The following is a 12,428-nucleotide window of genomic DNA, read 5'->3' on the forward strand; positions in this document are numbered from 1 at the left end:
TTATTTTATTATGTATGACGCATAGGTGTTAAGTTTTATATATATTATGTTGGCCAGCACTTTGCTTTGGATTGACCATAATTTGAACACCTAAATGACGCAATTGCTGATTATAACGGTATTAAAATAAACAAAATGCCAACTGGATTATAGTTTTAGATATTTGTTAAAAGCAATTGAGTGCGTATTGGAAAGTATACGACTTGTACTTGTCAATATTACAAATGTAACGAAATGCAACCATTTGATTTATGAGGGAATATACGGTTAAGCGAGGATTTTCTATTATTCAGTTAATTAAAGCTAGTAAGCGATACTTAAACTCTAAATGGCATATTAAGAAGGGGAAAACGCAAGCACTCATGTTCAGGCTAGAGCACCTGCGTTTTAATTGTTGTTATTCAGTTGCTGCTGTTTAGCCGATGACGATCTGTCCTAGAACATAGCCTAAGCAGCAGGCACCAATGACGCCGATTAAACCGACAGACATGAAGGAGTGGTTGAAGTACCACTTGCCAATTTTAGTGGTTCCTGAGCTATCAAAGTTCACGGTTGCAATGTCTGATGGGTAGTTCGGAATAAAGAAGTAACCATATACTGCAGGCATCAAGCCGATCAGTAAAGCTGGGTCAAGTCCTAACCCTAAGCCGACAGGAAGCATCATCCGAGCCGTCGCTGCTTGTGAGTTAACCACAACTGATACAATGAATAGCGCTAAAGCGAAGGTCCAAGGGTAGTTCGTTACCATTTCAACAATACCGGATCTAAATTGTGGCATTGCATATTTGAAGTAGGTGTCGGACATCCATGCGATACCGAAGATAGCGATAGCCGCAACCATTCCTGATTTGAACACCACGCCGTTAGGTACGTCTCTAGGATCGGTTTTTGTGGCGAGAAGAATTACACCACCAAACGCGAGCATCATCATTTGAATGATAACCGACATTTTAATGGGTTTATCACCCTCAACGATGGTGCGGATCTCTGGAACCATGGCAATGAAGACAATGGCAGCAATCGCCGCTAAGAAGATTAATACTGAATTACGAGCAGAGGTTGGTAGCTCTTCATCTAAAGATGTCGCGGTAGTATTAAGGATTTTTTCGCGCCAAATAGGATCTTCCAAACGTGCTTGATACTCTTCATCATCGTCTAATTCTTTACCGCGTTTTAGGCTATAAAGAGACATTAATAGCGTACCAAATAACGTTGCTGGAACGGTAACCAGCAAGATAGAAAGCAGCGTGATATCAGCTTGGATATCTGTCAATTGCGCGAGGTAATAGACAACAGCAGCAGAGATTGGCGAAGCAGTAATGGCAATTTGGGATGCAACAGAAGAGGCTGCCATTGGTCGTTCAGGTCGAATACCATTTTTCAATGCGACATCGCCAATAATTGGCATGATTGAGTAAACCGCATGACCAGTGCCCAGAAGGAAAGTCATTGAATAGGTAACAAATGGAGCAATTAATGTCACGCGCTTCGGATTTTTTCTTAGTAATTTTTCAGCGACTTGAAGCATGTACTTCAATCCACCTGCGGCTTCAAGAATTGAAGCACAAGTGACAACCGCTAAAATGATAAGCATCACAGTCACTGGCGGAGACGTTGGTGGCATTTTGAAAACAAAAACCTCAACGACAAGCCCGATTCCTGACACGACTCCAAGTCCGATACCGCCGTAGCGAGAACCGATATAGAGCATTAAGAGCAAAAATAGAAACTCTAAATACAGCATAGATATATCCCTTTAATTAGTATTGTTGGATATATTTTCCGCTCAAATGGGTTTAATTTATGAAATGCAGCTCACACAATAATAACGAGTAAAAATGGAATATTAATACTTAAGGGTTAGTCACGCTATAGCTGATAAAAGTAAATAAATAACGGAAATTCTGTAGGTAAAACGTTATGTTAATTGTCCTCCTGAGTTAATTTATTATTCTTTTTATTAATATGCATATTGAGGATATAAGAAGACCCCGCAACAACGCTGTTATTGCGGGGCCCAATGATTGTGAAATCCTCTTCGGTGATGACGTTGGGCTAAATCAATGTCATCACCGGTTTAAACAAAGAGTCTATTAATGGAAGAAATCAACTTGCTGTTTTAGTGAACTCGCCTCATGCTGAAGCTGCTGAGCGCTAGCGGATGTTTTCTCACTGACACTACGACTTTGAGTGTTAAGGTCATTAATCTCGGTCGCACTGGTTGCCACTTCTTGTGATACTTGCGCTTGCTGTTCAGATGTTGCGGCAATGGTATCCGCTTGAGAGGCGATTGAGCGGACTTGTTCTGCGATTGACTCTAGCGCGCCGCCTGCTTGTTGTGCTTTGTTCAATACATGGTTTGCATTGTCTTGACTCTGTGTCATTAACTTCACTGCATTGCTTGTCGAGCTTTTTAGCTGATCAATAATCGTCACCACATCTTTAACCGATGTTTGTGTGCGATGTGCAAGTGTGCGAACTTCATCAGCAACAACCGCAAACCCACGGCCTTGTTCACCCGCACGAGCCGCTTCGATAGCCGCATTAAGAGCGAGTAAATTGGTTTGTTCTGCTATTTCATCAATCATTCTTGTGACCGATTGAATGCTTTCACTATCTTTATTAACCGTTTCAATTGCTTCAGCAGACTGGTCTAGCTGGTCATTCAACTGCGCGACATCAATGCAGACGCTTTCCACAACTTCAAGCCCTGCTTGGCTATCTGTGTCTGCTTGGCGTACATTCTCTGCAATCGCTTCAACCTGTTCAGCAACGGATTGTGCAGACGTTGCCATCTCTTCGATTGCTGCGACGACTTGTTCAACCTGCTGCTGTTGCGCATCTGCTTGAGTTAAGCTTTGATTAGCATTACCAGCAACATCATTAGATTGAGCGCTTACGCTATCACTGGTGGTTCGGATTTGAGCAACCAATTCATCGAGCTGGCTCGCCATGGATGAAACCCCATTGTTGAGGTTTACGATCTCATTCGATGAATTCTCACTGCCCATTGGGATTTTGATGCTGACTTCGCCTTTACCAAGCTTGGTCATATAACCACTAAGCAAAGTCAATGGACTTAGTGTTCGATTCAAAAAGATGGTCAATACAACAAATGTTGCAGCGCCAACGAGTACAGAAATGAGCGCGATTAATTTTAGTAATTCATCGCTGCCTTTTGTTACTTCTTTAATAAATGTGCCACCTAACAGTTTCCAGTTCCAGCCAGGAACTTCGGTGAACACTAAGTATTTTTCACCGACCGTTCCATTGTATTCATATGGATATGTAATGGTTCCTGAAGCTTGTTCGAAGATTTGTAAGTAAGGTTTGTTACCTGCGTAATCTGTTGTCTCAGTGATCGGCGGATCGTTTTCATCGTTTTTAGGGTGGAGTAGGTAGCGGCCTTGACGTCCTTGAGCATTATCGACAAGAATGGTGTAGCCCGTATCTCCCCAATGTACTGAGTTTAGAGATTTAAACAGCTCTTGCGTCGCTTCTTCTACAGGTAAACCAATGAATGAGATCCCCATAGATCGACCGTCAGAGGTCAAAATTGGTGAGTAATAAGTGATGTAATTTGTGCCAAACAGTTTTACTTGTGAAAAGTAAGGTTGGCCACTTTTCAGTTTTTGATAACCAGGATGGTTGGTTCCAAGGGTCGTCCCGACGACTCGGTTACCTGCTGGGTTCTTTAAAGATGTAGATACGCGAACCCAATCATTTCCGGATGGAACAAAGAGTGTTGCGACTGCGCCAGTATCACGGGTGAAGCTGTCAACAAGCTTAGTATCGTTGATCAAGCTTTCACCATATTGAGTGACGTTAAAAATTTCTTTCCCTTGAAAATCAACGGTGTAATCTTCTAAGTAGACACCTGCTAGATAGCCATTTCGAAAAGTGGACTCTAAAGTTTTTGCGCTATGCAGGTAGGCATCGAATTGACCTGAAATTGTTTTAGCCATCGCTTCCACTTTAGACTGATGTTCAGTCAATGTGGTTTCGAGTAGCGTTTTTGATGCAGTTCGATATGCTAATGTTGCGATTGAAGTGAACGCAATGAGTAAGCACAGGCTAATGACCAGTTTGAGTTGAAACCCAACACTTCGGTTTTTGTAACTATTTATCATTTTTGGCCCTTGTTTAGGTGACATACATATCAATATTAGATGAATGATTTCATTGTTCAGTTTTACCGCATACTACAAAATTATCAATAGTGGATATTGATATACATTAAGCTTTTATTTCTATTGTGAATATGACCTAAGATGGGAGGCAAAACTTTCAGCAAATCTATTCTTGTTTAAAAACAAGGCAATATGTCAGTATGAGAATGTAAGGTTAATGTATTTTATATATTGATTTAATAACTCATCCGTCTGACATAGAGAGTTTCTAATGGTTTATTTTTAGTAGATAATCGACTTTATTTTGTATCCACTGCTCCGGAATTAGACAGTATAAAATGAGTGCACATGCCATAGAGCCAACAAGATCGATTGGCCTATGCATTCCTAACCAAAGCCGGCTGTACGCAACACCAATCCCCCAAGTAAGAATGATGCTAAATAACATATAACGCTTATGTTGAATAAGAATCCCTCCAAAAAACAGAATACAGACCGATACAAAAATCGTGTGTCCGGAAGGGAATGAGTAATCCATTTCCCCGAGCCAATGACTGGTTCTCCAAGGGCTCACCGTGTTTGAGACCGATTCAATGACTGCATTTTTACTCTCAACGTCTAATTGATAAAACGTTTCCGCACTCTTTACCGCATCGATATGTTGCAGAAAGTTGGCATAAGGTCTTGGAACTGCGGTGACCTGTTTAAGTAAGGTTTTTGCCCCAAAACTCAGCACCAACAAAATGCCAAGTTGTGCACCAAGCTTAAGCATCGTGGACTTAGGAAGCTTTAGATAGATTGGTATGAGGCATAGTGCGATGGTAGAAAATAGGAAACCGTGGCTCCCTGCGGAATCAGTCAACCACTGAAGTAGAGATCCAGTGGAATCGCTAACTGTTGAGGAGAGGTCGATGCTCGGAATAATGAATACCATCGCAATGACCAACAACATGTACATGGCGAGTGCGATACAACCGGAGCGTTTGGTTTGAAAGAAATGAGTCACAGTAATTCATTGTTTAAAAAATTTGCATAATCATACGTGACTGGATGTGGAAAAAGCATCAACGCTGTGTCAGTTTTAGTTGAAGGGAAGATGAGTCTCAGTTGAACAAGACTCATCGTTGATTGATTATAAGGTTAGGTTTTGCTCTGTTTCGGCATCAAACACATGGCAGAAGGCGGAATCAAAATTGAATCTTATCTCGTTGCCAATATAAGAGGTGGTGATATGTTGATCGTTAACCCTTGCGACAATTTCATTATCGCCAATGCGGAAGTGAAGATATTTCTCATTCCCTAGATTCTCTACTACAGTGAGCTTTCCTGGATGGACATTAATGAATTCGTCGTCTTGCGCTAGGCTAATATGCTCAGGTCGAATCCCCAGACAAACCGGTTTATCAATATAGTGGGTCAGCTTTTCTTGCTTGTCGGTCGGGATCATAATTCGAGCACCATCAACTAGCTCAACATAGATATTATCCCCTTCCTTTCTCAGTACAGTATTGACCAAATTCATCGATGGCGAGCCTATAAAGCCCGCCACAAATTTATTTGCTGGGTAGTTGTATAGGTTCGCTGGAGTATCAACTTGCATGATTTTACCTTGGTTCAGTACACAGATCCGATCGCCCAGCGTTAGCGCTTCGGTTTGATCGTGTGTGACATACACCATGGTGGCAGGGTTACCTTCTTCTTTTAGTGATTGATGAAGCTGAGCGATTTTTACACGCATGGATACACGTAGTTTGGCATCTAAATTTGATAACGGTTCATCAAATAGAAATACGTCAGGTTTGCGTACGATAGCTCGGCCTACAGCAACGCGCTGTCTTTGTCCGCCAGACATTTCCTTTGGTTTACGGTCGAGTAAATCCGTTATTTCAAGTTTTTCTGCCGCTTCTTCAACACGTTGCTTGATCTCTTCTTTGGATTTTTTCTGCATTTTTAACCCAAAAGCCATATTGTCAAAAACGGTTTTATGGGGATACAACGCGTAGTTTTGAAACACCATGGCAATGCCGCGATCCTTTGGAGGAAGATCGTTAACCACCTTGTCTCCAATTTGGATTTCACCACCAGAAATGCTTTCTAACCCAGCGATCATTCGTAAAGTGGTGGATTTTGCACAGCCTGATGGCCCAACAAAAACCATGAATTCACCCTCTTGTATGTCGAGATCGATACCGTGTACGGCTTTAAAACCATTGTCATACTCTTTTTCTACTTTACGCAGGCTAACTGTTGCCATTTGATACTCCGTATACGGGTTAAAACTGAAGATTTAAATTGTTGTCCATTCAGATAATGACTCGTGTGGGACAGTCATTATTTGGATGAACAACTGCGCTTCGAGAAAGCAGTGAAGCGCAGGTTGAGATTAGTTACATTTTTTGATCAGTGCTCTTACTGGTTTTTTCTCTTCGGTCACTTCGATACTCCACAGGTATTTGCCATCTTCTGGAATATTGACCACTGTGTTTTTAGCAAAGCCACCGCGTTTGAGTTCTTTTACGTAGCCAGCCGTCATTGCTTTGCCATCTGCCGTAAATTGAGGATTCCAGCTCATGGTGGCAAACTGAAGGCTAACGTTACCCGCAGTTTCTTCGCTGACGACTTGATAGATTCCGTTGCCTTTGTATTGCATTTGGCGATTATCCATATGCATCCACTGCCCATCAGGGAAAGTACCAACAACAAATAGAGAAGGGCGAATTGGGCCACGTTCTTCTACTGTTGGGAGGTTACAGTCGGCAAAAGGCCCTGTGGCTAAAGCTTGCTTTGGTGCGGCTGGTTCTGATGTACTCGCACAACCCATTAATGCAGTAGACAAGATAGCGGCAAGCAGAATTTTGTGTTTCATCGTTAATTTCCTTATTGTTCTTTGACTAATATTTATATAGTGATATTGGAGTGTGTTTCTAGATCGAAAATATGACTGAAATAAGTATCAAAATTGAATCTGAAATATTCACCAATATTTTTACTGGTGACCATCCGTCCTCGAACTTTCGAAGTGATGAGGCTGTTGGCTAATTCAAAGCTAATATGCTGAACATTATCTTTGCAGTGAAGCTCTGTTATTTTTCCTTGGATGGTATTAAGTTGCTCGTTGTGTTTTGCAAGCGTAATGAAGTCGGGGCGAATACCAAATTCAACGGGTTGATCAATATACATTTTAAGCTTGTCTTGTTGATGCTCAGGAATATGCAACCAAGATTGATTTCCAAGTTCTACATATATCTTGCTATTACAAGCTCGGATGGTAGCTTCAATGATATTGATGGGTTCGTCCATGTGATTCTTCACTACTTATAAAATGGCTAAAAATTAAAGATCTTGGCGAAAAAGCTTCTCTCTTTTCCGATCTCTTTTGGTTGTTGATTCGATTTTGAACTTTTGGTTAATTTATTGAGAGCGGCTAAGTTCTTGTAATAGGCTCTTGCGTCTTTCGCGGGATAACCAAATAAGTCACTATTTGCTGGGAACGAGTGGCTGACGCCTGATTTTGCTTTGATCACAGAATTCTTGCCGATGGTTAAATGCCCAGCGGTTCCTGCTTGGCCATGAACGATGACGTTATCTTCTAGAGTTGTATGTCCAGCAAATCCTGTTTGAGACACCAGTAAGCAGTGTTTTCCTATGTGGCAGTCGTGGCCGATCTGAACCAAGTTATCAATTTTGGTGCCTTGTCCGATAATAGTATCCCCAAGGGTTCCTCTATCGATGGTGTTATTGCAGCCAATCTCGACATCACTTTCAATAATGACTCTGCCAACACTTTCGACACGTTCGTAACGGCTTTTTTTGCCTGTCATATATTCGAAGCTGTAATTGCCGATTGAGTTATTGGAATCGATGGTGACATTATCTCCTATAACGGTCCCTTCCTTGATGACGGTATTGGCATGAATTGCGACGTTGTGACCAATGGTGACGCCATTCATTATTTTTACGCCCGGCATGAAGTGACAGCCCTGACCTATTTGGCAATATTTACCAATGTAAACATCAGGGTTTTCAGATGTGTTACCTTGATCAAATAGCTTATATTTACTGGCTTTGTAATATCGCATTAAGTGGTTTAGTTTTTCAGCATCCACCGAGTCGATGACAATTTTTGTTTTAGCAGGGCAAGACAAAATACTTGATGGCCCAATAATCACATCAGCCGAGGTTTCAGATATTGCCTTGAGATCTTTCTTCGAGAAAACAATCGCGAGACCACCTTGTTCATCACTGTGAACGGGACGTATGCGATTAATTTCCATCGATTCGTCGCCTTCAATGTTACCGCCAACGATTTGAGCTATCTCTGAAACGTTTATCATAATATTTTGTCTGCCATTGTCTGATAGTTAGAAACGGTATAGAGCTTGTAAGAATAGAGTGTTCTGTTCAACTACTTTTTCATCGCCAGCGTACTGATCCATATTTGATGTCTCGGTATCTTTCGCCCACTCGTATTCCGCTTTAACTAACCAGTCGTCACCTACAGCTTGCTCATAACCAATGGTTGCTTTACGGATGTCTTTGAAATAGTCATCATTGCTATTGATACCATTGGTTTCATTTTCACCGATGCGAGCGCGTACATACATGGTGCCTGCGTCATCAAAGCTGTATTGAACGATTGGTTCGAAGTATTTCTCTGTAAAATCACTGACTTTAGAGCCATTGGCATCGTTCTCTTTGATTTGGTAGAAGAACTCAACGCCTAGCTCCCAATTATCGAATCGTTTATATGGCTTGAACAACAAGCTATAGCCTTCTTCTTTTACGGTTCCCCACGCACTTTTATCTTCATCGTTATACAGATACTCAAGGTTGGAGTAGAAGCCAGCGTTATATTCATTGCTCCAATAAGTTAAGTAAGGTCGAAAGCTATGCTCTGTTTTCGTTTTTCTTAATCCTGATGTACCAGCCGTGCTGTATAGCTGACTTCTTGTGTACTCAATATCGTAGACGGCACCTGTCGCCCAACCCCCGCCAATATTGAAGCCTTTATCAAGAGATAAGAGATGTTTATATCCATCTTCAGTCTCACTGTATCCCGTTTGCTCTTTTTTACGGTCTTCTAGTTTGAACGCGTATAGAGCCGATAAATTCCATTTCGCATTTCTGTAGAACAGGCTTACCACTTCGTGGGTTCTTGTTTGCTCTGTTGATTTGACTCCGCCCCATTTGGCCCAGTCAGTTGTGTTTTTGTATTCATACTCAATTGATGATCCAACGTGCCCACCAAATTGCATAGCGTCATCAAAAAAAGTGTCTTGAGGGGCAAATCCTCGATCATCTGAAGCGAATGCGGTGGTACTAAGGACAAGCGTATTTGCGATTAGTACGGACAGTAGTGTTTTTTTCACAGTATTTCCTTATCAATCCAGCGGTATATTTTTATTGAATAGTTCAATGCAATGAATATTTAGTAGTTCACGTTGAACGCCTAATTATTGTTCTGCATTTAATTTCTTTTTTCTCCCTGGATTTATAACAAATGAGAGATTGGTCACTTTTAGTAGTGGTAATTGTTGATCTTCATCACAAATGCTCGCTTGTTAGCCAATATTCAATAGAGTTTTAGTGGCAGAGACACGATAAACCCATATGCTCTCTGCTGTCTCATTGAATATAGGAAGACAGATTGTTATGGCTTTTAGTTGATCGTTATCACAAATATGCTTGTTGTTTATTCAATTTGTGTTGACTTATTTCTGTTCAAATCTAACCTAGTCGTATCTTATGGACTACTACAATGTTTCACGGAGTAGATATGAAAAAAAATATCCTAACAACCGCTTTGATGACTTCCGCTTTGATCGCAGGATCTGTCACCGCCGAAGAAATTAAGCCAGAAAGCGATGCTGAACTATTAATTTGGACGGATCGTACAACAGTTGAATACATGGAGTTTGCAGCGGAGTCATTTAATGAGAGCTTTGGTTATGATATTGATTTCTCATTCCGTGGATTAGCTCCAATTGATTCGGCCTCTCGCCTTATTCAAGATGGAGGTTCGGCGCGCGTTGCGGATGTGGCTGAAATTGAACATGACCTTCTAGGGCGCTTGGTGGTTGCGGGTGGCGCAATGGAGAACTTGGTGTCGGCTGAGCGTATTAATTCTACTTTTATGCAAAATGCAATCAGTGCTTCTAAAGCTGAAGGGGTCGATTATGGCTTTCCGGTCAGTTTTGCGACAACCGCGTTGTTCTATAACAAAGATCTGCTTCCAAAGGCTCCTGAATCGTTTGAAGAGTTGATTGAATTTTCAAAACAGTTCAACAACAAGAAAGAACATAAGTACGCTTTGCTGTGGGATATTCAAAACTATTATGAAACGCGAATGTTCGTGACGCTATATGGTGCTTATGAATTCGGTAACAATGGTACGGATGCGAAAGATATCGGCATCAATTCAGAGAAAGCGCAGCAAGGTTTGGCTGCAATGAAGCAACTTCAAACGGCAAATAATTCGAATCCAATTGATATGCGCAACCCTCAAGTTCGACGTGGGCTGTTTAGCGAAGGTAAAGTGGCGGCAATTATTGATGGACCTTGGGCAATTCAGGGTTACCAAAACTCCGGTGTTAATTTTGGGGTGGTGCCAATGCCGAAGTTAAATGGCTTGCAACCGAGAACATTCTCGACAGTGCGTCTAGCGGTTGTCTCCTCATACACCGAATACCCAAGAGCGGCTCAGTTGTTTGCCGATTATCTATCATCTGAAAAAATGCTTAAAAAGCGTTACGAAATGACGGAATCTATCCCGCCTATCCAGTCGGTAATGGAAGATATTATTGTCGATGCAGATGAAGCTACGTATGCCATTATTACTCAAGGGTTCTATTCAGATGCAATGCCGTCTGTACCTGAAATGGGCTTTATTTGGTCTCCAATGGCAAGTGCAATTACTGATTTTTGGATGAACGATAAAACGCCAAAACAGGTGCTAGATAAAGCAATGAATATCATTAAAGAGCAGATTGAATTGCAGGAATAGAAGGTCATTTATGTTGTTAACAGAGACTAAGCCGGCATCGAAGGTGCCCGCTTCTATCCTTATCATGGGGAGTTCTCAATTACGGAAAGGGCATTGGGTTAAAGGAGGGGTGTTTTTAGCAATGCAAGTCATGACATTGCTGATGTTACCTGATCTTATTCTCGCTCTGAAAGGGTTGATATCTCTTGGTGATGTGGCACAAGTTCGCAAAGGGTTTAAAGTATTTCAAGGTGACAACTCCATCTACCTATTAGTGGAGGGGGTTATCGCTCTATTGTTTAGTTTTCTTATTACTTGTTTGTATATTTCAAACGTGAAAGACGCGCAACAATGTGGGCAATGTCGTTTGTCGGTAATGGGGCAGTTGAAAGATATTTACGATAAAAAGTTTGCTTTTATCATGTTATCGCCTGCTTTTATCGCTTGTATCACCTTTATTATTTTGCCAATTTTGATCACGGTACTGGTGTCATTTACTAACTATTCAGCACCGAATCATATCCCTCCCCGTAACTTAGTGGATTGGGTTGGTTTTAAAAATTTCTTCTCTCTATTTGAGTTGAAAATTTGGTCAAGCACCTTTTTCGGTGTGGCGTCATGGACGGTGATCTGGGCATTCTGTGCCACGATATGTACCTGTGGTTTTGGTTTTCTTCTTGCCCTTGCGCTAGAGAATAAAAAGATTAAAGCGAAGAAAGCGTGGCGATTTATTTTCATTCTTCCTTATGCGATCCCTGCGTTTGTCACTCTATTAATGTTCCGTTTACTGCTGAATGGTATCGGGCCAGTTAACGCGACTTTAAATACGTGGGGCTTTGATTCGGTCGCCTTTTTATCTGACCCTATCATGGCTAAGTTCACAGTCATTGCGATCAGTGTATGGGTTGGAGCGCCTTACTTCATGCTGTTGATTGCGGGTGCGCTAACTAATATCCCAGCCGATCTTTATGAAGCAAGCGAAGTCGATGGAGCGAGTAAGCTTCAGCAGTTTTGGGAAATTACGCTACCTATGGTTCTTCACCAAGTTGCCCCATCTCTAGTGATGACCTTTGCACATAATTTCAATAACTTTGGCGCAATATTCTTGCTGACCGAAGGTGGGCCGATTAATCCTGAATACCGTTTTGCAGGCCATACGGACATTCTTATCACTTGGATCTACAAACTGACGTTGGATTTCCAGCAATATCAAATCGCTTCGGTAATCTCTATTGTCATTTTCTTGTTCTTATCTGGTATTGCGATCTGGCAATTTAGTCGAATGAAATCGTTTAAAGATGATGTAGGAATGTAAG

At 41.5% G+C, this 12,428-nt stretch carries 10 protein-coding genes; 2 read left to right on the forward strand and 8 right to left on the reverse strand.

Annotated features, from left to right (window positions below; translation table 11 throughout):
- Positions 1-415: 415 nt before the first annotated feature.
- The 8 genes from F0249_RS01680 to F0249_RS01715 all read right to left on the reverse strand — a co-directional run bounded on the left by F0249_RS01680 (position 416) and on the right by F0249_RS01715 (position 9,499).
- Positions 416-1,744, reverse strand: coding sequence for an anaerobic C4-dicarboxylate transporter (locus tag F0249_RS01680; protein ID WP_017052442.1), 1,329 nt, complete (start codon positions 1,742-1,744; stop codon positions 416-418).
- 349 nt (positions 1,745-2,093) lie between these two features.
- On the reverse strand, positions 2,094-4,130 hold the full coding sequence (locus tag F0249_RS01685; RefSeq protein ID WP_171755628.1) for a methyl-accepting chemotaxis protein: 2,037 nt from the start codon (positions 4,128-4,130) through the stop codon (positions 2,094-2,096).
- 268 nt (positions 4,131-4,398) lie between these two features.
- Positions 4,399-5,136 (reverse strand): phosphatase PAP2 family protein, encoded by a 738-nt coding sequence (locus F0249_RS01690; protein ID WP_367613430.1) that lies wholly within the window; start codon positions 5,134-5,136, stop codon positions 4,399-4,401.
- Between the two features lie 126 nt (positions 5,137-5,262).
- Complete coding sequence (locus tag F0249_RS01695) at positions 5,263-6,384, reverse strand: ABC transporter ATP-binding protein (RefSeq protein ID WP_171755629.1); 1,122 nt, start codon at positions 6,382-6,384, stop codon at positions 5,263-5,265.
- A 129-nt stretch (positions 6,385-6,513) separates the two neighbouring features.
- On the reverse strand, positions 6,514-6,996 hold the full coding sequence (locus tag F0249_RS01700; protein ID WP_017052438.1) for a glycosidase: 483 nt from the start codon (positions 6,994-6,996) through the stop codon (positions 6,514-6,516).
- A gap of 32 nt (positions 6,997-7,028) precedes the next feature.
- Positions 7,029-7,430 (reverse strand): hypothetical protein, encoded by a 402-nt coding sequence (locus F0249_RS01705; RefSeq protein ID WP_017052437.1) that lies wholly within the window; start codon positions 7,428-7,430, stop codon positions 7,029-7,031.
- Between the two features lie 26 nt (positions 7,431-7,456).
- Positions 7,457-8,464 carry a UDP-3-O-(3-hydroxymyristoyl)glucosamine N-acyltransferase gene (lpxD, locus tag F0249_RS01710; RefSeq protein ID WP_171755630.1) on the reverse strand — a complete coding sequence of 336 codons (1,008 nt, stop codon included), beginning with the start codon at positions 8,462-8,464 and terminating at the stop codon, positions 7,457-7,459.
- A 27-nt stretch (positions 8,465-8,491) separates the two neighbouring features.
- Positions 8,492-9,499: a hypothetical protein gene (locus F0249_RS01715; protein WP_017052435.1), complete on the reverse strand. Its 1,008-nt coding sequence runs from the start codon at positions 9,497-9,499 to the stop codon at positions 8,492-8,494.
- Positions 9,500-9,906: 407 nt separating this feature from the next.
- Here F0249_RS01715 and F0249_RS01720 point away from each other — a divergent pair, with 407 nt between their 5' ends.
- Together F0249_RS01720 and F0249_RS01725 are read left to right on the forward strand one after the other, a co-directional pair.
- Positions 9,907-11,133, forward strand: a complete 1,227-nt coding sequence (locus tag F0249_RS01720; protein WP_171755631.1) for a maltose ABC transporter substrate-binding protein — start codon at positions 9,907-9,909, stop codon at positions 11,131-11,133.
- Positions 11,134-11,143: 10 nt separating this feature from the next.
- Complete coding sequence (locus F0249_RS01725) at positions 11,144-12,427, forward strand: carbohydrate ABC transporter permease (RefSeq protein WP_017052433.1); 1,284 nt, start codon at positions 11,144-11,146, stop codon at positions 12,425-12,427.
- The last annotated feature ends 1 nt before the right edge of the window (position 12,428 follow it).

The sequence above is a fragment of the Vibrio sp. 03-59-1 genome (genome assembly GCF_013114135.1).
Lineage (GTDB): Bacteria > Pseudomonadota > Gammaproteobacteria > Enterobacterales > Vibrionaceae > Vibrio > Vibrio cortegadensis.